Origin of the sequence: Chryseobacterium sp. ERMR1:04 (assembly GCF_001297705.1) — a bacterium.
In the GTDB taxonomy this organism is placed as follows: Bacteria; Bacteroidota; Bacteroidia; order Flavobacteriales; family Weeksellaceae; genus Chryseobacterium.
The window spans coordinates 5,001-28,539 of the sequence record NZ_LIRF01000010.1; the positions used below are offsets into that span (position 1 = coordinate 5,001).

The 23,539-nt window shown below is 34.2% G+C and carries 18 protein-coding genes; 8 read left to right on the forward strand and 10 right to left on the reverse strand.

Annotated features, from left to right (window positions below):
- The first annotated feature begins 592 nt into the window (after positions 1-592).
- The 4 genes from AMQ68_RS23500 to AMQ68_RS23520 all read left to right on the forward strand — a co-directional run bounded on the left by AMQ68_RS23500 (position 593) and on the right by AMQ68_RS23520 (position 8,157).
- Positions 593-1,843, forward strand: a complete 1,251-nt coding sequence (locus tag AMQ68_RS23500) for a zinc-dependent metalloprotease (protein ID WP_054513046.1) — start codon at positions 593-595, stop codon at positions 1,841-1,843.
- A 155-nt stretch (positions 1,844-1,998) separates the two neighbouring features.
- Positions 1,999-3,897, forward strand: a complete 1,899-nt coding sequence (gene dnaK / locus AMQ68_RS23505; RefSeq protein ID WP_054513047.1) for a molecular chaperone DnaK — start codon at positions 1,999-2,001, stop codon at positions 3,895-3,897.
- Positions 3,898-4,112: 215 nt separating this feature from the next.
- On the forward strand, positions 4,113-7,256 hold the full coding sequence (locus tag AMQ68_RS23510; protein ID WP_082384273.1) for a M60 family metallopeptidase: 3,144 nt from the start codon (positions 4,113-4,115) through the stop codon (positions 7,254-7,256).
- Between the two features lie 382 nt (positions 7,257-7,638).
- Positions 7,639-8,157, forward strand: a complete 519-nt coding sequence (locus tag AMQ68_RS23520; protein ID WP_054513050.1) for a thioredoxin family protein — start codon at positions 7,639-7,641, stop codon at positions 8,155-8,157.
- 212 nt (positions 8,158-8,369) lie between these two features.
- Here AMQ68_RS23520 and AMQ68_RS23525 read toward each other — a convergent pair whose 3' ends face one another.
- The 3 genes from AMQ68_RS23525 to AMQ68_RS23535 are packed head-to-tail and all read right to left on the reverse strand — an operon-like array spanning position 8,370 to position 9,351.
- On the reverse strand, positions 8,370-8,765 hold the full coding sequence (locus tag AMQ68_RS23525; RefSeq protein WP_054513051.1) for a hypothetical protein: 396 nt from the start codon (positions 8,763-8,765) through the stop codon (positions 8,370-8,372).
- 48 nt (positions 8,766-8,813) lie between these two features.
- Positions 8,814-8,945: a hypothetical protein gene (locus AMQ68_RS25860; RefSeq protein ID WP_262483926.1), complete on the reverse strand. Its 132-nt coding sequence runs from the start codon at positions 8,943-8,945 to the stop codon at positions 8,814-8,816.
- A 49-nt stretch (positions 8,946-8,994) separates the two neighbouring features.
- Positions 8,995-9,351 (reverse strand): hypothetical protein, encoded by a 357-nt coding sequence (locus AMQ68_RS23535; RefSeq protein WP_054513053.1) that lies wholly within the window; start codon positions 9,349-9,351, stop codon positions 8,995-8,997.
- A gap of 731 nt (positions 9,352-10,082) precedes the next feature.
- Between AMQ68_RS23535 and AMQ68_RS23540 the strand changes: the two genes are divergently transcribed.
- The gene (locus tag AMQ68_RS23540; protein ID WP_054513054.1) at positions 10,083-11,096 is read left to right on the forward strand and encodes a nucleoid-associated protein; all 1,014 of its coding nucleotides are present in this window, start codon (positions 10,083-10,085) and stop codon (positions 11,094-11,096) included.
- A gap of 100 nt (positions 11,097-11,196) precedes the next feature.
- On the opposite strand, the gene AMQ68_RS23545 is transcribed toward AMQ68_RS23540, so the two are convergent.
- The 5 genes from AMQ68_RS23545 to AMQ68_RS23565 form a co-directional block, all read right to left on the reverse strand.
- The gene (locus AMQ68_RS23545; protein WP_054513055.1) at positions 11,197-11,946 is read right to left on the reverse strand and encodes a succinate dehydrogenase/fumarate reductase iron-sulfur subunit; all 750 of its coding nucleotides are present in this window, start codon (positions 11,944-11,946) and stop codon (positions 11,197-11,199) included.
- 263 nt (positions 11,947-12,209) lie between these two features.
- On the reverse strand, positions 12,210-14,126 hold the full coding sequence (locus tag AMQ68_RS23550) for a fumarate reductase/succinate dehydrogenase flavoprotein subunit (protein WP_054513056.1): 1,917 nt from the start codon (positions 14,124-14,126) through the stop codon (positions 12,210-12,212).
- Between the two features lie 11 nt (positions 14,127-14,137).
- On the reverse strand, positions 14,138-14,794 hold the full coding sequence (locus AMQ68_RS23555; RefSeq protein WP_054513057.1) for a succinate dehydrogenase cytochrome b subunit: 657 nt from the start codon (positions 14,792-14,794) through the stop codon (positions 14,138-14,140).
- Between the two features lie 333 nt (positions 14,795-15,127).
- The gene (locus AMQ68_RS23560) at positions 15,128-16,558 is read right to left on the reverse strand and encodes an anion permease (RefSeq protein WP_054513058.1); all 1,431 of its coding nucleotides are present in this window, start codon (positions 16,556-16,558) and stop codon (positions 15,128-15,130) included.
- A 22-nt stretch (positions 16,559-16,580) separates the two neighbouring features.
- Positions 16,581-17,738 (reverse strand): porin, encoded by a 1,158-nt coding sequence (locus AMQ68_RS23565; protein WP_054513059.1) that lies wholly within the window; start codon positions 17,736-17,738, stop codon positions 16,581-16,583.
- 510 nt (positions 17,739-18,248) lie between these two features.
- Here AMQ68_RS23565 and AMQ68_RS23570 point away from each other — a divergent pair.
- The 3 genes from AMQ68_RS23570 to AMQ68_RS23580 all read left to right on the forward strand — a co-directional run bounded on the left by AMQ68_RS23570 (position 18,249) and on the right by AMQ68_RS23580 (position 22,293).
- Positions 18,249-20,438: an ATP-binding protein gene (locus AMQ68_RS23570; RefSeq protein WP_054513060.1), complete on the forward strand. Its 2,190-nt coding sequence runs from the start codon at positions 18,249-18,251 to the stop codon at positions 20,436-20,438.
- A 26-nt stretch (positions 20,439-20,464) separates the two neighbouring features.
- On the forward strand, positions 20,465-21,016 hold the full coding sequence (locus tag AMQ68_RS23575; protein WP_054513061.1) for a biliverdin-producing heme oxygenase: 552 nt from the start codon (positions 20,465-20,467) through the stop codon (positions 21,014-21,016).
- Positions 21,017-21,366: 350 nt separating this feature from the next.
- Positions 21,367-22,293 carry a malate dehydrogenase gene (locus AMQ68_RS23580; protein ID WP_054513062.1) on the forward strand — a complete coding sequence of 309 codons (927 nt, stop codon included), beginning with the start codon at positions 21,367-21,369 and terminating at the stop codon, positions 22,291-22,293.
- 52 nt (positions 22,294-22,345) lie between these two features.
- On the opposite strand, the gene AMQ68_RS23585 is transcribed toward AMQ68_RS23580, so the two are convergent.
- Positions 22,346-22,966, reverse strand: coding sequence for a hypothetical protein (locus tag AMQ68_RS23585; RefSeq protein WP_054513063.1), 621 nt, complete (start codon positions 22,964-22,966; stop codon positions 22,346-22,348).
- An 8-nt stretch (positions 22,967-22,974) separates the two neighbouring features.
- Positions 22,975-23,535, reverse strand: coding sequence for a hypothetical protein (locus AMQ68_RS23590; protein ID WP_123905775.1), 561 nt, complete (start codon positions 23,533-23,535; stop codon positions 22,975-22,977).
- Between the last annotated feature and the right edge of the window lie 4 nt (positions 23,536-23,539).

The following is a 23,539-nucleotide window of genomic DNA, read 5'->3' on the forward strand; positions in this document are numbered from 1 at the left end:
GGGATGACAAACTGAGGGATGATTTTGCGATAAAAAAAATGATAACCAGGCAAATATCCTAGCCCTGATAGTAGCGGTTACCCCGCAACACGGAGCTGGATATGAGAAGGACTTAGCCTTGGAGCGCGTTGGCGTGAGGAGTATGAGCGGATAGCAGGAAATAGCTCCTGAAAAATAGAAAATATATTAAATCATATATACCAAGAAATAAGGTCAAATTTTTGCAATAGGTCATTTATGATTAATAATAAAATCATTTAATAATAATTGAAACTAAATTTGGTTGTTTGATAATCAGTTGTTTATGAATAAGCTCTATTATATTGTAATTTAATCATATTCCAAAGTAACGCTTTAATTAATTTTAATAACGATTATAAATGCAGGAATTTTTACAATTATTTTAATTAAATCTTTTTTCTAAATAATATTGAACTTGTTAAAAATATTTTATCAAAAATGTTTTGTTAAGTAATAATTTTTATGTCGTAATAATATTGATTAATGACTGCTGTTTATTTATATTTTCATTAACTAATTATTTGAAAATCAGTTATATTTGCTTCTGAAAACAATGAATGATTTTTAAAAAATGAAAAAATGCTTAACGCTGTTGGGATTGGTCCTTTTAGCTAATGTATCTGCACAGTTCAATTGTGTTACAGATAAAAAAATGAAACAGTTTTACGGTAAAAATCCACAGGCGTTCCTACACCAAAAGGATTTGTATAACTATCTTTCCAGTAAAAATACGAATACTGGGAAAAATACTCAAACCGTAATTACAATTCCAATAGTGGTACATGTTTTATACAAAAATGCAGTACAGAATATTAGTGATGCGCAAATTGCATCGCAGATTGCTGTACTTAATCAGGACTTTAGAAAATTAAATGCAGACTCTAATAATGCACCTGATGTTTTTAAACCTGTTAGATCTGATATGGAAGTAATGTTTTGTTTGGCCACAAAAAATCCTAGCGGAAATATTACGAATGGTATTGTAAGAAAATCTGTTAGTAATAATTTTAATTTTGAGGAAGATTATTTCAAAAGTATAGGTTCTGTGGCTTGGGATCCTACAAAATATCTTAATATTTGGGTTGGAAATCCTAATGATCCAAATTTGGGAGGATGGTCTAGCGTACTTGCAGATGTAGGAAATTCTGACGATGGTATTGGTATGAATTATACAACTTTCGGAACAGTAGGTACAGCAATTTTCCCCTATAATAAAGGAAGATCTATGACACACGAGGTAGGTCATTATTTAGGATTATTACATCCTTTTGGCGAAGATACTGATGTACCTCCTAATAGCGCTAACTGTGGAACACCAAGTTTTGATGATTTCTGTGCAGATACTCCTGCTACCTATTATCCATATTCTGGAAGTCCTACATTTCCAAATAATACATATACATGTACTCCTACATCAAGTGGGGCCATGTTTATGAACTTTATGGATTATACGAGAGATGAAGTTAAAGTAATGTTTACCAATGACCAAAAGACTATTGTTACGAATACATTAGCCGGCCCGAGAGCGAGTTTATTAAACTCCAATGGATGCTCTTCCGTTCTGGGAGTACATGAAGTTGAAAAGGTAAACTCTATTACTATTTTCCCTAATCCTAGCAGTCAGTATATTTCTATAGCTTCACCTTTGATGAAAATTAATACAGCAGAAATATTTAATTCTGAAGGCAGGCTGGTAAAAAAGGCAGATATTAAAAATGAAACTTACAAGATTGATGTACGAGATCTTGCGTCAGGTGTATATTTTGTAAGGACTTACAATAATTACGATTTTGTCAAATCAATGAAATTCATTAAAAAATAACTGAAAATATTTCCAACTATTTACTTTTTAAACCTCGATATAATCGAGGTTTTGTCTTTAAGTGTGTCAATTTGTCATAAAAATATATATGGTACAGATATTGAGAAATAGAGAGTGTAATCAATAATTTAAAAATTAGAAAAAATATAAATATTATGAGTAAAATAATTGGAATTGACTTAGGAACAACCAACTCTTGTGTTGCGGTAATGGAAGGTAAGGATGCTGTTGTAATCCCTAATGCTGAAGGAAAAAGAACAACCCCATCTATCGTAGCGTTTACAGAAGATGGTGAAAGAAAAGTAGGAGACCCTGCAAAAAGACAGGCGGTAACGAATCCAAAAAAGACAGTATATTCTATCAAAAGATTTATTGGAACTCATTTTAAAGATGATGCAAGTGAAATTTCAAGAGTACCTTACGATGTTGTAAAAGGTCCGAATGACACTGTAAAAGTTAAAATAGACGATAGAGAATATACGCCACAAGAAATCTCTGCAATGACGCTTCAGAAAATGAAGAAAACTGCTGAAGATTATCTTGGACAAGAAGTAACAAGAGCGGTAATTACTGTTCCGGCTTACTTCAACGATGCACAAAGACAAGCTACTAAAGAAGCAGGAGAAATCGCTGGTCTTACAGTAGAAAGAATTATCAACGAGCCTACAGCTGCTGCTTTAGCTTATGGTATGGATAAGGCTCACAAAGATCAGAAGATTGCTGTTTATGACCTTGGAGGGGGTACTTTTGACGTTTCTATCCTAGATTTAGGAGACGGAGTTTTCGAAGTATTGTCTACAAATGGTGATACACACTTAGGAGGTGATGACTTTGATGATGTTATTATCAACTGGATGGCTGATGAGTTCAAGGCTGAAGAAGGAGTAGAATTAAAAACTGATGCTATTGCATTACAGAGATTAAAAGAAGCTGCTGAAAAAGCTAAGATTGAATTATCTTCTTCTCCACAAACTGAAATCAACTTACCATATATCACAGCTACAGCTACAGGTCCTAAACACTTAGTGAAGACTTTAACGAAAGCTAAATTCGAGCAGTTAGCTGCAGACTTAGTAAGAAGATCTATGGAGCCTTGTAAAAAAGCGCTTTCTGATGCAGGACTTTCTATCTCTGATATTGACGAAGTGATCTTGGTAGGTGGTTCTACAAGAATCCCTATTATCCAGGAGGAAGTAGAAAAATTCTTTGGTAAAAAACCATCTAAAGGAGTAAACCCTGACGAAGTTGTAGCAATTGGTGCTGCAATCCAAGGAGGAGTTCTTACAGGAGACGTAACAGATGTATTACTTCTAGACGTTACTCCACTTTCTTTAGGTATTGAAACAATGGGTTCTGTATTTACTAAATTAATTGAAGCGAATACAACAATCCCAACTAAAAAATCTGAAGTATTCTCTACAGCTTCTGACAACCAGCCGGCTGTAAGCATCAGAGTAGGACAAGGTGAAAGACCAATGTTCAACGATAATAAAGAGATCGGTAGATTTGATCTTACTGACATTCCACCAGCACAAAGAGGAGTGCCTCAAATTGAAGTAACTTTCGATATTGATGCAAATGGTATCCTTAGCGTTTCTGCTAAAGATAAAGGAACAGGTAAAGAGCAGTCTATCAAAATCCAAGCATCTTCAGGTCTTTCTGACGAAGAAATCGAAAGAATGAAAAAAGAAGCTCAGGAAAACTCTGCATCTGATGCAAAGAGAAAAGAAGAAGTTGAAATTTTCAACAAAGCTGACGGATTGATCTTCCAAACTGAAAAGCAATTGAAAGAATTCGGAGATAAATTATCAGCTGACAAGAAAGCAGCAATCGAAGCTGCTCACGCAGAATTGAAAACAGCTTTCGAAGCTAAAAATGGAGACGAAGTAAAAGCTAAAACTGAAGTTTTAGATGCAGCTTGGATGGCAGCTTCAGAAGAAATGTATGCAGCAGGACAACAGGCAGACGGAGCCGGAGCTCAAAACCCTGGAGGTAATGCTAATGCAGGTGGTGCTGAAGATGTACAGGATGCAGACTTCGAAGAAGTGAAATAAGCAGTCTTAGACTGATTGAATATGAAATCCCCGAGCGTAAGCTTGGGGATTTTTGTTGTAATTATTAATCATGGGGTAAATGCTACCTACTAACTATCTACAGCACTCAATTATGTAAGTTATTGATTATTAATTTTTTTTGGTCGTGCCGTAAATTTGCTGTAGTATAATTTTGCTTATCTGTATATAATTTTGGAGGGATAAATTTTTTAAATATGAAAAAAAAAATAACCTTATTTATTATGCTTTGCGTGCAACAATTATCTGCACAGAGTATAAAGATGCCAGTCATTGGCGCTACCTCATTACAGCCGGCTCAGAGTGGGCAGGATATTTCTAAAGCACTTGACGGAACAATTAGTACTCATTACAATTCTAAATGGGGACAGTTAGGGATCCCTGATCAACTAAATTTTCATTTTTCCGACAGAGTAAAAAGTATTAATAAGCTTATTTACAGACCAAGGAGAGATAGTGGATATGAAAAAGCAGGTGTGTGGACGAAAATAAAAATTTCTTATTCTACACAAGATAATCCGGATGTATTCAATATTATTCTACCTTCCGTATCTCTGATAATGGATAGAACCGATAAAATAATCGATCTTCCTTATGATGTTTTACAACCTGCTGTGATCAGGATAGATGTTTCAGAAGCATATAAGAATGCTTCAACCTGTGGAGAAATGGAGTTCTACTCATCGGAAGAGGTCGGAGCAGAAGAAACTGCAGCTAATTGTATACTACCACTGCCTTCTCTGGATTTTGTTGATACTAAAGTGTATCCCGATGTATCCGGATCTTCTGCATCTAGTACCATTAAAGGATATGGCATTGGAAGAAGTTTAGATGGTGATTTTGATAAGAGCTATCATTCACAAATCATCTCTGATGGAATACCCATTGTCCTGACCTATAAATTTGATGGGAATACTTCAGTTGACTATCTAAAATACTATCCCCGAAATGCAAATAACCGTAATGGAGATTTTGGGAATATAAAGATTAGTTATAACACAATTACCAACCCAAATTATACCACGATTGTTTTGGCAAATCTTAGACAGAAAAATCTAATAAGTACGTTGAAGTTTCCTTCAAGGGTTGTTCCTTTGAACATTAAAGTTGAAGTACTGGATGGGCGAAGTAAGTATGCCGTTGTGGGGGAAATGGAGTTTTATAAAAAACATCCTAATAGTTTGGTATATTCTGATTATTCAAATATTTTTCAAGATGAATTATTTGGAAGTTTAAAATCTAACGTTATCCAACAGGATATTGATGCGATCTCTGTTCCTTTTTTGAAAGAGTTAGCACAGTGTATTTTTAACAATACGTACAACAAAAAATATAGAGTAAGGGCTTACCATCCCTATGCAACCCCAAACTTTATTAAGAATAGTTTGAAAATAGGAAACTATAATGAATTTGAAAATGCAACAGGAATATTTTTCGAAAAAGATAGTACGATTGTTGTTTTCGCAAAAAATGTTTCTTATGTTAACAAAGCCTATCTCAGAATCAAAGACTTTGCTAATGAAGATTCTCCTACAGATGTGTTTTATGATCTGCATAATGGGATCAATATTATCAAAACTACAAATAAAGGATTGGGATATATTCATTACTTCACGGATGCTGCCGGAGTAGAACCAGTAGAGCTAAATATCACAGGAGGATTAATAAATGGATATTACACAAGAGAAGCAAATGACCAGGAATGGCAGGAAATGCTAATGAACAATGTGTATCCTAAAATTGATATCGAAGGTATTTATACTAAATTGATAATGAATAAGGATCTCATTAAAAAATATCATTTTGAAAGTGCGCAGCTTTTAATTGATAAATATGATGTGATGGAAAAGTCAGAACGGGAAATGATGGGCTTCTTTAAATTCAATAGAAATGTTAAAAACAGACAGTTTATAAATATTGATAGCAAAAGCGGATGGTACGCTGGAAGTGAAGGAGTTCATTTGAGTGATACAGGGAGTGATGGTCCTAAGGTTGCTGATTCAAAACAACTGAGTTTATGGGGAATTGCTTATGAATTAGGCCATATCAATCAGGTTAGACCAGGAATTAAATGGGCTGGTATGGCTGAAATTACGAATAATATTTATTCTATGTGGGCTGCATATCATCTGGAAGCTCCTGTAAATAACAGAAAAATTCCGTTTCTAGATAAAAGTCTTGGTACAAAAACATACTTTCCGAAGGTTGCAGGAAATATGTACGGAGAATTTTTGATACAAACTCAGATTCAAAATAAAAGTTATTTTGAGCAGATGAGAAAAGATATTAGTGATGTTGATAGGTCAGATAATCTCTTCAGAATGCTTGTACCATATTGGCAGCTTATGTTGTATTATCAGTTGGCAGGAGCAGCTAAAGGAGCTGAAACGTTAGATTTTGATGAAGATATGTCGGATGAAGATTCAGTAGGTTCAATAGTTCACACTCCAACAAATACGGTAGATTATGCCCATTGGTTTGCTACGGTTGTTGATAAAGTAATACAGACTAATGAAAGCCAACTTAGCAATGGTGAAATAGTCATGAACTTGGTTAAAAATATTTGTGATGCAGTTCAGGAAGATCTCACAGACTTTTTTAGTAATACAGGTTTCTTGGTGCCGCTTGCTACTCAGGTAAGAGATTATGGAGATCCAAAAGATCTTATCATCACACAGGCAATGATTGACGAAGCGAAAGCTTATATTGCCGATAAAGGATATCCTAAGCCAGTTTCACCGGTTGTTAATTATATTTCAGCATCAAGCATAGAAATATTTAAAAATAAAGCAGTTTTATCCGGAGTTACAGGTCAGGGAGCGCAGACAATGGAAAACTCAGCAGGAACATTTTTATTGGTAGACAATTCTAAATGGAAAAATGCCGTAGCATTTGAAACATTCGACGGGCAGAATAAACTGATCAGTGTTTCTGTTGCAGGGACCGGTGATTTAACATTTGCCAATACATATGTAGATTTTCCCTCTAATGCGGTAAAAGTTTTTGCTGTAGGATATGATGGACAAAAGATATTGGTCTATCCAAACGGAACGCTTTTGAACAAGGAAATTAATAAAGAGCAAAGTAAGATTCATTTTTATCCTAATCCGCTTAAGGATGGTGAAAACATAAAAATTGTTATTTCTGATGCCAATAATAATGATCTTTACATTGCTGTATTGCATGATATTAAAGGTAATTTATTATTAAGTACGAAAGGGAATATTGGCGAAATTACCCAATATATTAATACAAAAATAAACGTAATGACATTCGGAAGTTATATTTTAACTTTGGATAACGGTAAAGAACGTTATGATGTGAAAATTTTGAAAAAATAATATCTGATGTTTTCAAACTCTCCAGTTTCTTTAGCTGGAGAGTTTTTTACGGAATTATGTCAGCTTTTTGATAGGAATTACTGTTTTTCATTCATCCAATATCAAAAAAAAATCTTCAGACAAAGCGTTTGGAGAGTTTCTAAATCTAATTTTTATTTACCAAAGAATATTTCATTTTTTTTGCTGTTCTACAGATATTCCTGAAATTTTACAGGCATGTAGTTATATAAAATATTCCAGTTCTGAATTTTGCTGTGCTTTTTAAAGCTTTCAAAAGTAATAAAAGTATAAATTCCTGAGCATAAACTTAGGAATTTTTTTATTCAGAATTAAAGGAAAAATAGCTACATTCGTATAGTTTTAATCAAAAAATAAAGTTCAAATGAAGGGTAATAAAATAATTTTAATCGTTGGCTTATTGTTATTTCAGTTAAATTTTGCACAGGAAAAAGCAGATGTTGTATTAAGCAAAGCATTGAAAGAGGCGAAGGCTAAAGACAAAAATGTTCTTTTAATTTTTCATGCATCGTGGTGTAAATGGTGCAAGATGATGGAGAAAAATATGAACCTTCCTGAAACAAAACCTTTATTCGATAAAAATTTTGTAACCGCTTATCTTGATGTGCAGGAAAGAGGCGAAAAGAAAAGTCTTGAAAATCCTGGTGGACAGGAAATAATGAATAAATATAAAGGGCAAAATGCAGGGCTTCCTTTTTGGCTTGTACTAGATAAGAAAGGGCAGATATTGGCAGATTCTTTTGATGAAAAAGGGGATAATTTAGGTTCACCGGCAACCCCCGAAGAAGTGAGTACATTTTTATCTAAGCTGGAGAAATCTTCCAAATTAAATAAAGAAGAGCTTAAGACCATCGAAAGTGTTTTTGTGAAAAAAGCACAATAATAAAAAAGCACCACATAAATTAAAATGCCTCAAAGAAGTTAAATACTTTTTAGAGGCATTTTTGTTTTAGATAAGATGATCTTAATCTTTGCTTTTGTTGATTTTCTCAAATCGACCTAGGAAACTGTAGCGTTAATAAATCTCGAAAAGATTCACCGATTTAGATACAAAAAACTCCCCGAACAAAACGTTCAGGGAGCTTAATCTAATTTTTATTTACCAAAGAATATTTCATCTTTCTTTTGCTGTTCTACATATATTTCCTGAAATTTCACAGGCATGTAGTTATATAAAATATTCCAGTTCTGAATTTTGGTGTGCTTTTTAAAGCTTTCAAAAGATCTTATAAAAAGATTCTCAATTATATCTTTCACATAAGAATTTCCGTTTCTGTAAATCCCATCCATCAGTTTAAGGTGATGGCCTATGATTGTGATTTTAGAATCTACTAAAAGGTCTTTTAAGTAATTAATGGTTGCCTGTATAACCCCGGCGAAATTATTTTGTTTTGATAACTGAGTGATTTCACTTCTGATTGTTGGATAGAAAAATTTTAAATACTCTACAGCCATTTTCTGATTAATAGTTTGCATTTGCACATTCATCATAATTAATATTTTTCGAATACTTGTATTGCGGCGAAAACCATACCAAACTTACAAACAGGCCGCAAAAATAAATACACCTATTATGATGGCAACATGGGTTGCCAATATTTCCATATTGTGCCTAGAATTGGACTTTTTCCATTGTTTCCAGTCGAATTCTTTTCTGATTTTTGTCTTCATAACTTTAACTTTTTTGTAATAAAATGGGTGAAATATGTAATGAAAAATTTCACATTCCATGTTTATAAATTTGTTTTGAATAAATTTTCTGTAAATCCTGAGAAATATGAGTAAATATGTCTTTTCTATATTCCTCGTTGCAAAATGTGGTAAAATTGTCCAGAGAATAGATGAAAGTACTTTCTACGGCGTTTCTCAGCTTTGTATCACCGTTTTTATAGATCTCATCCATCTTTTGTAAGCTCTTAAATAAAAGATTCCTGTCGTTTTGGCGGATCATGTTTTTAATACGATCCGTGAAAGTCTGAATAACGCTGTAAGAATTCTGCGTGGTATTCTTTTTCAATTCATTTTGGATATCGGGAACTACATCCGTAATTTCCTGAGCAGCTTGTAAATAATTCATTTTAATAATGATTTTGTTCTAAAAGTTTAATGAAAGCACCAGAAATAAAGACGACTAAAAAAGCGATCAATATAAGATGATAAGGCTTTAACCATTTTGGAGTTTTTGGCCCTTTGCTTTTTAATCTTCTTAGTGTATCTAACCGGTTTAATGTCTTTAAGTCCATTTTGTATGTTTTGAAGAGATAGATACCAATTGTATTCCTTTGATTGGTTTGTTTGTTTAATGGGTTGGAAATCAGTATTTTGATTTATTTTAGCTAAATTTTAAGCAATAAAAAACCTCCCAAAACGATAAGGTTTTTATCAGAATGAAAAGAATTGATTAAAGATTTAGGAAAGAAGCTTGTTTTTAATGATACCAATGATTGTTTTTGTTTCTTCTAAAATACTTAAGTCTATTTCTAAGGGTATTAATATGAATGTTTTAATTAGTTCGGTTATAAGGTGCTGTAGAATAATTTTATATACTTGTTTCATCAATTAAGATTTTGACAAAACTGTATTTTTAGCGAAGTATACTGAAGGACAAGTAATAAATTTTTAGTTTATTGATTATCAGTTAAATAAAGTTTTTTTTGAATTTTTTAAAATTTATATTTATTTTTAAATGATTGAATATTAATATTTTAAGTATTTAGCAGTCCATTTTTTTGTCGCAATTTTACACAGGTTAATTTCTATGATAGAAAGGATAGAATGAATATCTTTGCAGTCCAAAATACTTAAGAGATGTTTTCAAAAATCGTAGTACACAGAGTAGGAAATAAAATCAATGGAGAGTCTTTAATACTGTCTCAGGAAGAATTGCAGTTAGAAGAAGGAATGGCAGAATCGCTTGAAGATTATTTTTTAGGTTCTTTCAAGTCTGAGGAAACGTTCAATTTTTACAGTGATACCTATTTGGTGAATAATCCTGTTTTCAGTTCTGTATCTGAAATTTTTGATGATAAAGCCAAGTTTCTTTGGGAAGCCGAAAATATTGCGAAACACCTTTTTGAAGCTGCCGAAAACCCAAGAGTTATGGGTGGTGAACTATTCATCGTTTATTTTGAGGATGATAGAGAAGGTGATGAAAAAGTAGATAAGATCGGGATCTTTAAAACAGAAAAAAGAGAACCTTTCTTAAAGATAGCTCCTCAAGGCGACAGTTTTGAAATTGAAAAAGACTTGGGAATTGGTTTGTCAAAAATTGATAAAGCGGCGTTGATCTACAATAATCATAAAGAAACAGGGTATGTACTTTCTGTGGTTGATAACAACAAGAATGGGGACATGTATTACTGGTTCGAGGATTTCTTGAAAGTGAAGCAACGTGATGATGAATATTTCCACACGCAGGAAGCGTTGATGGTATATAAAGATTTTATCGTGAAACAACTTCCTCAGGAGTTTGAAGTTTCTAAAGCAGATCAGGCAGATTTCTTAAATAAATCAATTAATTTCTTTAAAGAAAAAGAAGAATTTAAGTTAGACGAATTTGCAGCTGAAGTTTTAGGGGATGAGCATGTAATCGAAAGTTTTAATAATTTTAAAACAGATTACGAACAGGATATGCAGATCAATATTGCGGAAGAATTCCCGATCAGTGAAGCGGCTGTTAAGAAGACACAAAGACATTTCAAGAGCATTATTAAATTAGATAAAAACTTCCACATTTACATTCATGGTGACCGTCAGAAATTGGCTACAGGAGAAGATGAAAAAGGGAAGTATTACATGCTTTATTTCGATAAAGAAGTTTAAAAAAACGATATAGAATTAAAATGAACTGCTACTAAACCTTATAGGCTTCTAAAACCTATAAGGTTTGATAAAATGATGTTTGAAAATCAAATTATCCCAATTATTTCTTCCTGAAAAACAGCGCTCTGCTGTATTCATAATTCATTCTGGCAATATTCAACACAGAAATTCCCTGCGGACATTCCACTTCACAGGCTTCGGTATTGGAACAGTGACCGAAATGTTCAGCATCCATTTGTTTCACCATATGTAAGACACGGTTGCTTCTTTCTTCTTTCCCTTGGGGAAGCAATGCCATATGCGTAATTTTTGCAGACGTAAATAGGGCGGCACTTGCATTTTTACAGGTGGCTACACAAGCTCCACAACCAATACACGCAGCAGAATCAAAGGCTTCTTCCGCAATTTGATGAGTGATTGGAATCGCCGTTGCATCGGGAGCCTGACCGGTATTAATCGATACAAAACCACCTGAAGAAATAATTCTGTCAAACGCAGAACGATCTACTTTTAAATCTTTTTTTACCGGAAAAGCTTCAGCACGAAAAGGTTCAATTAAAACAGTTTCTCCATCTTTAAAAGAACGAAGGTGAAGCTGACAGGTCGTTGTGTTTTTTAACGGTCCGTGAGCGAGTCCATTGATCATCATTCCGCATTGTCCGCAGATTCCTTCACGGCAATCATGATCGAATTCTACAGGTTCATCACCCTGAACAATTAGTTTCTCATTTAAGGTATCCAGCATTTCAAGGAAAGACATATGAGGATTTAATGCGGTTAAATCATAATTCACCAGTTTTCCTTCACTCTGATTATCTTTCTGTCTCCATATCTTAAGGTGTAAATCCATAATTTTTGTTTTTTAATCAATTAATAACTCTTTAACCGCAAAAGGAATAAACGTTTTTTAATTAAACACTTTAGAGTAATTTAGTTTTTTAAGCTTACTATTTTGAAAAATAGTAAGATCACATAAGGAGAATATTTCGACTCCGCTCAATATGTAAAGATTTTCAGAAAACTAATGTGCTCTTTTTTGCAGTGTTATATTAAACTTAAAATAACTAACGTGTTAAAGTCTTTTGAATCTTTTGTGGTTAAATGGAATAAACTTTATTTATAACTTCTTACGGTAGGTTGTATTTCTTCGAATATCAAAGGTTCTTTAATCAATTCCGGTTCGTTGTTTTCGCCTTTCCAAGCCCACGCTGAGATGAATTGAAATTCTGAGTCATTCCTTAATGCTTCTCCATCCGGAGTTTGGTATTCTTCACGGAAATGGGCGCCACAAGATTCGTTTCGGGTTAAGGCATCGTAACACATCAGTTCGCCAATTTCAAAATAATCAGCTACACGACCTGCTTTTTCCAGTTCGCTATTCATCATGTCACCTTGTCCGGAAACTTTCACGTTTGTATAAAACTCCTGTTTCAGTTTTCTGATTTCTTCGATGGCATATTTTAAACCTTCTTCATTTCGGGCTAAACCACAATAATCGTAAAGGAGTTTCCCTAATGTTTTATGAAAATGGTCAACGGTTTTTGTTCCTTTTATCGCAATGAAATCTTGAATCTGATTTTTAACTTCATTTTCAGCTTTTTCAAACTCTGGATTTTCAGTTGATATTTTTCCGGTATGAATTTCATTTGATAAATAATTAGCAATCGTGTAAGGGGCAATAAAATAACCATCAACAGAAGCTTGAAGCAATGAATTCGCTCCCAATCGATTGGCTCCATGATCGGCAAAATTAGCTTCACCCAATGCAAATAGCCCGGGAATGGTGGTCATTAATTCATAATCCACCCAAAGTCCACCCATCGAAAAGTGGGCAGAAGGAGAAATCATCATGGGTTCTTCGTAAGCATTGTACCCTGTGATTTTAAGATACATATCGAATAGATTGCCATATTTCTCCTGAATTTTTTCTTTTCCTTGCTCATTAATGGCTTTTGAAAAATCAAGATAGACCGCATTTTTTAACGGCCCGATTCCGAAACCTGCATCAATTCTTTCTTTGGCTGCTCTTGATGAAATGTCTCTTGGCGCTAGATTTCCAAAAGCCGGATACCTTCTTTCCAAATAATAATCTCTTTCATTTTCGGGAATATCGTTGGGTTTTCTGGTCTCATTTTCTTTTAGAGGAACCCAGATTCTGCCGTCATTTCGTAAGGATTCAGACATCAACGTTAATTTCGACTGATAATCTCCAGACTGTGGCAAGGAAGTAGGGTGTACCTGAATCCAGCTTGGGGACGCCATCAACGCTCCTTTTTTATGAGCTCTCCAAATCGCAGAACCGTTGCAACCCATCGCCAACGTTGATAAATAATAGATTTTACCATACCCTCCCGTTGCCAAAACAACTGCGTGGGCGGCGTGTCTTTCAATCTCTCCTGTATCTAAATTTCTAACGATAATTCCTCTGGCTTTTCCTTCAATCATCACCAAATCCAACATTTCGTGTCTTGAAAATAACTGAACGCTGCCTTTTCCAACCTGTCGCATTAACGCTTGGTAAGATCCTAACAACAATTGCTGTCCGGTTTGTCCTCTTGCATAAAAAGTTCGGCTTACCTGAACGCCACCGAAAGAACGGTTGTTCAGATAACCGCCATATTCTCTTCCAAACGGAACGCCTTGTGCAACGGCTTGGTCGATGAGATTCAACGAGCATTCTGCCATTCTGTAGACATTGGCTTCACGCGCTCTGAAGTCGCCGCCCTTTAAGGTATCAACGAACATTCTGTAGACGCTATCACCATCATTTTTATAATTTTTGGCAGCATTTACACCCCCTTGAGCTGCAACGGAATGCGCTCTCCTTGGACTGTCCTGAAAACAAAATGCTTTCACATTGTAGCCCATTTCACCCAAAGAGGCAGCGAGAGAACTTCCTGCTAATCCGGTTCCCACAACAATAACATCTAACTTTTTACGGTTGGCAGGATTCACAAGCTTGGCTTTCTTTTTATAGTTGTCCCATTTTTGTTCTAAAGGGCCTTCCGGTATTTTTGAATCTAAAATCATAGTTTCTCAATTTAATTGGCAGTGAAGAATACATAAATTGGCATTAAGGCAAACCCAACACTGATGATGATTGAATAAGCAATTCCAATGGTTTTAAACCATTTTACAAACTTCGGATGAAATAGTCCTAATGTTCTTACGGCGCTGTAAATCCCATGGATCAGGTGATAGCACAACGCAACCATTGATAACACATAAATGATGACATACCACCATTCTTTAAAAACAGTTACCACAAGAATATAGAGATCTTTATTTCCATTTTCATCCAAAGGGGGATTTCCGAATTTGTAGATATACCAAAAATTCTGAAAATGAATCACCAGAAAAATTAATAATAATGTTCCCAGAATTCCCATATTTCGGGAAGCCCATTTGCTGGCTCTTCCTCTTTTATCGGATTGATAATTTCCGCCTGATTTTTTGTTTTTTAAGGTAATAATCAGTCCATCAACGGCGTGAAGGATGATACTTGCATACAACACATAAGAAACTATTTTGATGACAATGTTTCCTGACAGAAAATGCGAATACGCATTAAACTGAAGATGGGCTTGCTCCTGCGGTAAAAACAGCTGAAGATTTCCCAAGAAGTGAATCAACAGAAAGAAGCTCAGGAATAATCCTGTAAGACACATCAGCATTTTTCTTGATAAGGTAGACAGCATATTTTTTTATTTAATGATTAATTATTGAACTTGTCTAAACTTTTTATTTTGACCACAAAAGAGACAAAAGATTAACACTTGAGCTATTTAAGTTCATTATAAAGTGCAAACAAGAACACATAAGTAAAAAAAAATCTTTGATTTTTATTCTTTTGCAAGCTTTGTATTTAAAAATAGCTGAACTTTAAATGATTCAATAATAGCTTTTGTACCTTTTGTGGTTTAATTTTTTAATTAGTTTATCACAGGCTTATTATTCACAACTTGATTTCATTTAAAAAACTTTGGAACGTTGCGTTAAAAATATTATTAAAGCAGAATTCAAATAAGATTTTAATAATATCCTAGAACTTTCATCCAAAGACCTCCAACGACCATGTAGATAACAAGCAATACAATTCCGATTTCTAATCCGCGGAGCCACCAGGCTTTTAATTCAACATATCCACTTCCGAAGAAAACGGGAGCCGGACCGTGACCATAATGCGTTAATACTCCATAAATAGATCCTAAGAAACCAAGCATCATGGCCAATAACATTGGAGGAATTCCTACGGCAACTCCAACTCCTAATAACGCGGCGTACATCGCTGCCACATGGGCCGTTGCACTCGCAAAAATATAATGACTGAAGAAGTAGACAACTATAATCACCGGAAAGGCAACATACCAGCTTAATCCGCCAATTTTAGCTTTAATTAAATCACTGAACCAACCGATAAATCCGAGTTCATTAAGAGAACTGGCCATCATCACCAAAACGGCAAACCAGACAATGGTATCCCAAGCTCCTTTTTCGGCTTTTACATCTTCCCAGGTTAATACGGATGTTAATAATAAGATGGTTAATCCTATAAATGCGGTGGTTGTAGCGTCAATTGATAATGCTCCACCAAAGATCCAAAGCGTTAATAAAATGAAAAATGCCAATAACATCAACCATTCATTTCTGGAAATAGGGCCCATTTCTTTTAATTTTTGAGCAGCCATTTTTGGTGCGTCACCTGTTTTTTTCAATTCAGGTGGATACAGTTTATACAATACCAAAGGCACAACAAAAAACGCAACTAATCCGGGTACAAAACCTGCGGCAGCCCAAGACATCCAAGTAATATTAATTCCTAAATTGGCAGCGAATTTCTGACACATCGGGTTACTTGCTGTTCCTGTTAAGAACATAGAAGAAGCAATCAGATTCATATAATAACTGTTTAGCGTTAAAAACGAACCGAGCTTTCTATGCGTTTCTGGTTTTTCGGGAACGGAATCAAAACTTATCGCCATAGATTTCATAATGGGATAAATAATTCCGCCACCTCTTGCCGTGTTACTCGGAATAGCGGGAGCCAGACAAACGTCTGCCAATCCTAATCCGTAAGCGAGTCCTAGAGAACTTTTACCGAAAATTCGGATAAACAAAAAGGCAATTCTATTTCCTAAGCCTGTTTTAATAAAGCCTCTGGCAATAAAGAATGAAATCCCGATCAGCCAGATTACTTTATCTCCAAATCCTGAAAGCGCCTTGGTGATTGATTTTCCTGCATCTCCCGGAGCTACTACCTCGGTAAGAGCAGTGAACCCGATGGCCATCATACACATGGTTCCCATTGGCGCAGCTTTAAGGATGATCCCTAAAATAGTGGCTGCAAATATGGCAAATAAATGCCAGGCATTCTCTGTAACACCTTTCGGAGCAGGAATAAACCATATAATGAGCGCAACAGCAAAGGTTATCGCTATATTCCTGATATTAATTTCTTTCATAATCGTTATATGTGTTAATGAATTAAAATCTACTTTGTACCTGAACAATGAATAAATTATTATTGTATTGGTTGGTATTGGCTACCTGATGTTTGTAGCGATCGAACTGTACACCGAGCTGAATTCTGGCTCCGTAGTTTTTCAGAAATTCTAACCCAACCATTGGAGTGATCGTCTGTCTCGGATTTGAATTTAATCTGAAGTTGGTGTCAATATATTCGTATCGGCAAGATAGCTCGAAGGCACTTAGGTTTTTATGGTTCACTTCATACCTTAAATTAGGAAGGAAGTATGCTCCACGAATTAAATATTCATCAGGATTTGTTGGTCTTAATTCCGGAGCAACCGCAAAGTATAATGGGTGATTGGTGGCCTGTTTCCCTTCTAATTGCATGTCTAAACTCCATTTTGAATCAAAATTAACCAATGAGCTTAGATCAACGCCCACAGCATATATTTTTTTGCCGAAAACCTCGCCGATACCACCATTTAATCCCAAATTAAGATTGTATTTTTTTAATAATCCAAAGACTAATCGGGTAGAGTATTGTTTTCCGTCGTCGTTGTCATTCACCTGATTTTTTCCGTTTCCATTGACTACCGAAATGGCATATTGAAAAGGAATTTTACCTAATTCGAGTTGTCCTGTAGCAGAAAGTCCGATTTGGAAGCTCGTCCAGCCTAGTTTCCCGAATTCAGTGTATTGGTTAGACCAATCCAACGATTTAATAATATCAATAGGATAGGTTTCTTCAATCCCAAACCATGGTCTGAATTGCCCAACGGTAAAGGCTAATTTAGGATTAAAGGTATATTTTAAATAAGCATTTTCGAGAACTCTGCTTTTGGGATCATTTTTAAAATCAGCTAAATTGGCCAAGGCTACAACTTCGGTACGTTTACTGATCTTCGCCCGAACCTGAATTCTCATGTATTTTACCATGAAATTGTTATTGGTTCCTGAGCCATCCTCGTGATGAAGACCGTTTACATCTACATCTTTGTTCATCCCGACAAGGTAACGTGCCTGAAAAAGACCTTTAATCTGAAGCTGAGGATATTTTACGCTCTCTTCCTCTTGTTTGGTCTGTAGAGAATCCGGTATTTGTGCATGAGCTGAAAAGCAGAATAACATAAAGCAAAATAATAGATTTCTCTTTTTTGATTGAAAAAAGGTCATATGGTTTGTGTTTAATTAGTAATTTTTTTTTTATTTAAGACGACGTAAGCCTTAAAAATGAAAAGCATTTTGATCTTAATAATCTGTTTTGCTTAGCGAGGGAAATGAAATGTTGGGGAAGTTTTTCATAGTATTTTTTTTGGGTGTAAGTAAAAGTGGATCTTAATTTTTAGTGAAATATTTAACTCTTTATTGGGAAGTACTCTTGGTTTGGTGATATAAATTTAACAAATTTTGTTTAATTAACATAAATTTTAAAAACATTAATATAAAATTCATGTGAATAATCAGGTAGTCTGTATTTAGAATAATTATTGCTGATTTTTTTCGTATCTTATAGCTGAAACCTCGTGGTGATCAAGAAAAAAAGAGAAGATTTACATAATAATTCACACTTGGGTTATTGTAGGAATTCTCTTTGTTAATGATGGTTAAGCGTTTTAATTATTTGGTACCACAAACATATATAGCTGCAAAAATTTCGTTATATTTGATAGTTTAAAGAATAGTATGAATTTTGTAGATTGTCATGAAGAACCCATACATATCCCTGGGTATATACAAAGTTTTGGATATCTGATTGGCATTGATACAGACTCTCATTCCATTACTTTTTTTAGTCAAAATATTTCCAACATTTTCAATATTGAGAATGTTGAATTTCTTTTTGGTAAAAAAATAACCGACTTTCCTGAAAGTTTTCAAAGCATTATAGATTCGGATATTTACTCTTCTTTAACCAAATTTACAAGAAGAGAAAACGAAACCTATTTTGACAAAATTTTCGTTGGTGAAAAAGAATATCACTTCTCTGTTTTCAAAAGTAAAAACCATATTTTTTTAGAATTTGAAAAAGTTTTAAACAACCCAAATAAACGTATTTCTAATAAGTACGATAATTTTTATATCATAGATAATGCACAGGAAATTTGGGACCAACTCTTGAGTACACTTTCAAAAGTGGTGAATTATGACCGAATGATGGTGTATAAATTTATGGCAGATGGTTCCGGAAAAGTAATTGCAGAAAGAAGAAACGGAAATTTAGAAAGTTATTTAGGACTTCATTATCCCGAATCTGATATTCCGAGACAGGCGAGAGAGTTATACCTGAAGAAAAGAAAAAGAATTTTCAGTGATGTATATTCTGAAACGGTTCCTATTTTGAGCAAAAACCATAAGAATCTTGATCTTACTTTTACAGCTTCACGAGGGATGTCGCCTATTCATGGGCAGTACGTTAAAAACTCCGGAGCAACTTCAAGTTTTAGTGTGTCGATTATTATTGATGACAGACTTTGGGGATTGGTAACCTGTCAGAATTCAGCACCTAAACATATCGATCTTGAAGATAGAGTGCAGGCTGGAATTTTTACGGCTTTGGCCTCTAATGCCTATTCTTCCTTTAAATCTAAACAGGAGTTGGAATATCGTATTGGTTTAAATGGAAAATCTGCCTATTTAAAATCTGATTTTCTAAGACATAACACGTTATTTGATTCTTTGGTTGAAAATAAAAAAGACATCAGAGAATTGCCAGAAGCAGATGGTTTAGTCATTGTTTCCGATGAAGATTTGGTAACAGATGGGATAACTTCCGAACGTTCTGTGATTGACAAAATAGTGAAGTGGGCGCATCAAAATACAGAAGACAGTCTGTATGTAAACCGAAGCTTCCTTAAAGAACATGGTGATGAATTAGGGTTAGATGAAAATGCTGCAGGAATCATTATCTATTTTATTGAAAGAAGTAAAAACGAAATGCTGATTTGGTTTCGAAAAGAGTTTGATGAGCACATCAACTGGGCCGGAAATCCGGAAAAGAAAATAGGTGTGTTCTCCCAAAATGGCGAAGAAAAACATATTATTTCTCCAAGAACTTCTTTTCAGGTGTTTACAGAAAATATTAAAGGAAATTCAAGAAGATGGAGCTCCCGAAATATCAGTGCGGTTCAGGCTGTGCGTGATGTAATTTTGGAAACTTCCCATAAACAATACAATGCCATCAAAGAACTTAACAATCAGCTGAGAAAGGTGAATGAAGAACTCGACAGTTTTTCTTATACGATTTCTCATGATCTGGGAACTCCTTTAACGGTGATGAAGCTGAATGCACAAATGCTTCTTGCTAATTTTGAAAAAACAGAGAAGAATAGAAATAGACTGACTTCCATTGTGGAGGAAATCGACAGTATGGCTGAAATGATGCATGATGTTCTACAGCTAAGCCGTGCAAAACACAGCGATATTGAGCTTGAAAGTTTACCAACCCACCATGCAATCCAAAAAATTTCTGAAAATGCGAAGATCACCTTTGATAGCCCGACCAGTGAGGTCATCATTAAAGATTGTCCGGAGGTATTGGCAGATAAAACGATGATGCATCAGGTGTTTTTAAATATCATCAATAATGCGGTAAAATATTCGTCACAACAAGATCAGCCAAGAGTTGAAATTGAAGGGACAGAAGAGGGCGAAAATATTATTTACACCATTTCGGATAACGGCATCGGAATTCCTGAAGAAGATAAACATAAGATGTTTAAAATTTTCAATAGGATGGATAATGCCAAAAAATTTAAAGGAAATGGAGTAGGGCTTTCCATTGTTCATAGAATTATGAATAGAATTGGAGGAAATGTAGATTATAAAAGCAATAAAGATGGTACAAGTTTCATTTTAACGTTCAAAAAGCCTTAAATTTGGGAAACTTTTAAAACCTTATTATGGTATCTGAATATCTTAAACAAAATACAGCAGAATATCACGATGCTGCTGAAAAACTTTTTAATTCTGAAAAAATTTTTAACAAGACTTTCACTTTAGAAGATTATAAAAAAATCATCAATACCAATTATTTGATGTTGCTTCATTCTGAAGATAAAATTTTTACCAGCCTTTCTGATAAATTCTCTGAAAAACTTCAGTTGGATCAAAGAGTAAAGCTTCCTCTTATTGAGAAAGATCTTCAAAGCTTGTCATTAGATAATCAAAATACTTCTCATGATCTTGAATTCAGCAACGAACATGAGGCTTTAGGAGCAATGTATGTGATCGAAGGTTCTACGTTGGGTGGAAATGTGATCGCAAAACAGCTTTCTAGAACAGAAGGTTTTGATAACGTAACGTTTAATTTCTTCGGATGTTATCAGGAAAATACAGGTCCAATGTGGAAGAATTTCAAAGAAGTTTTAGATACAGAAGTTACTGAAGACAACTATAATGAAGTGTTATCAGGCGCTAAAAAATTATATACGTTTTTGCTGAACGTAAACTAAGATCTTCCAAAAAATCGAACTACTTGCCTAATAGATAATAATAAGCTCTTTAAGCTAACTGAAAATTAGGGACAAAAGATTAACACATAGGTTATTTAAGTTCATCATGAACTAGAAAAAAGAACACATAAGTTTAAAAAAATCTTTGATTTTTATTCTTTGAAGATTTTTATTTCAAACTTGCTAAACTTTAAACAGTTTAATAATAGCTTTTGTTTCTGTGGTTAAAATAAAAAGTTTAACCAAGTTCAATATAAACTTCTGAAAGATTGCTCAATTTTTCAGGAATTGTTAAATTTGGGAGTCAAAAAATTGAAACTAAAAAAAATAAATTTAAATAAGTATACATTATGAAAGTAACTGTAGTAGGTGCAGGCGCTGTAGGCGCGAGTTGTGCAGAATACATCGCAATGAAAGACTTCTGTGCAGAAGTAGTTTTAGTAGACATTAAAGAAGGATTTGCTGAAGGTAAAGCAATGGATTTGATGCAGACCGCATCTCTTAACGGATTTGATACCAAAATTACCGGAACAACAGGAGATTACAGCAAAACTGCAGGTTCTCATGTAGCGGTTATTACTTCAGGGATTCCTAGAAAACCTGGAATGACAAGAGAAGAATTAATCGGTATCAACGCAGGAATCGTAAAAGACGTTACTGCTAACTTGGTAAAACATTCTCCAGAAGTAATCATCATCGTGGTTTCTAACCCAATGGATACTATGGCTTATTTGGTACATAAAACTTCAGGTCTTCCTAAGCACAAGATCATCGGAATGGGTGGTGCTTTAGATTCTGCAAGATTCCAATACAGATTGGCAGAAGCTTTAGAAGCTCCAATTTCTGATGTAAACGGAATGGTAATCGCTGCTCACAGTGATACAGGTATGCTTCCATTATTGAGCAAAGCAACAAGAAACGGAGTTCCAGTAACTGAATTCCTTGACGAAGAGCAACAAAAATATGTAATTGAAGAAACTAAAGTAGGAGGAGCAACGCTTACTAAATTATTAGGTACTTCTGCTTGGTATGCGCCAGGTGCAGCTGTTTCTGTAATGGTTCAGGCGATTGCATGTGACCAAAAGAAAATGATCCCTTGTTCATTAATGTTGGAAGGTGAATACGGACAAAACGATATCTGCCTTGGTGTTCCTGCTATCATCGGGAAAAACGGTGTTGAAAAAATTGTTAACATCACATTGACTGCTGACGAGCAATTGAAATTCGCTGAAGCTGCTAATGCAGTAAGAGAAGTGAATGGTGATTTGAAGTTTTAATTGATTAGACTTTATATATTGAAACCGCATCGTGAGATGCGGTTTTTTATTGTCAAAAAATTTGATTAAATAATTTTTCTATTGGAATATAAATATCGTGTTCATTCTCATATTTAGTAACCCATTTATCTTTTAATAAACAAAAATATTTTTTGCCTAATAATTCATTGTCTTCAAATCCTCCCCAATTTTCGGCTGTTAATACTACAAGAAAGGCTTTTGCATTTTTAAAACTTTTCTTAAGTTTATTTTCCCTCTCATTAAAATCTATTTCCCATCTTTTCCTATTCCATCCTAATTGGGTTTTACATTCAATAATAGCAACAACCTCCTCATCTTTCCAGATAGAAATGTCGGGCCTTATCATTCCTCGCTTGGGAATAATTTGTTTTTCCGAAAAAGCTTTAAGTTCTGGATGTTTTTTTGCTAAGTAGATTTTCATAAAGAATAATAATTGTTCGGTAAAAAAGTCAGCACCATTTATTATATAGCTTTTTTCTAAGAATACTTTGTTATCATATTGTGTTTGATAATATTGTCTCATTCTTTCTAATAAATAGTTACTGATTTCAAAATTTTCAAAATCAATATCTTTATTGATAAAATCGGTGTAAGAGCTTTTTAGAGTGATGTGTAAATTGTCTAAAGCTTCTAAATATTTTGTATTGGGCATTTGTAATTTTATTTTATTTTTTTTAAAACATCTAATAATTCAGGAATCTTATTAACCTGCGATTCTGTCCAAAAATAATGTTCATTATCAATGGCACCATAGTCTTTTAGGTAAATAGAAATTCTCCTCGTATTTTTTTCAATATAGAAGTTGAATGATATTTCTTTAGAATTAAAAATATAAGTTGTGGATTGTTTTTTTTCCGTTTTATCTTTTAGATTAGGAATTATATACTGTTCTAGGAACTGAGTAAACTCTTCAACTTCATCTAAATCAAGCCAATAAGTTTTAAAAAATGATCTTGTTTTTCCCATAAAATCATATTTTGCATTCATATCAACCTGAATGGATTTAATCTTTTGACTAGTTTTTAGGTCGATAGCTTCTACAGGAAAAAAAGAAACTTCTTCTCCTATTCCTGATTTGAAATCAGCCGTTATATTCCAATTTTTGTTGATTTGTGTAAATTCTGCGCTATTAATAAATTTGCGGGTAGTAGAATTTTCTTTTTGCTGTGCAGAAGTATATAAGCACAATGATAAAAAGAAGACAGTTGTGACTCTCCTCATGATA